The 219-nt window shown below is 46.1% G+C and carries 1 pseudogene; it reads left to right on the top strand.

The features are described from left to right. Positions 1–219 (top strand): annotated as a pseudogene (locus tag A3712_RS27750) (hypothetical protein); the annotation flags it as partial.

Below are 219 nucleotides of genomic sequence, written 5' to 3'. Positions count from 1 at the left end.
ATGACCTATAGCGGGGTGATTTATCACTTGGTTGATTACCAAAAGAGCCATGTGAAAACGCGAGTCGATAACTTCTGGAACTCGCTTGCGGCTAACAACGTGTTTGCGCCTTTTATCAAACACATCGATGAGGCTAGCGTGATTAAAAAGAGTGTCGGGATTCAGTTTGCCTCTGGTTTACCTTCTGGTGGCCTTATCTTCGATTCTCCCTTGGGAGTG

It is taken from the genome of Vibrio sp. HI00D65, assembly GCF_001635455.1.
Lineage (GTDB): Bacteria > Pseudomonadota > Gammaproteobacteria > Enterobacterales > Vibrionaceae > Vibrio.
The sequence above is the reverse complement of the archived record's forward strand: the minus strand, read 5'-3'. Positions and strand labels throughout refer to the sequence as shown.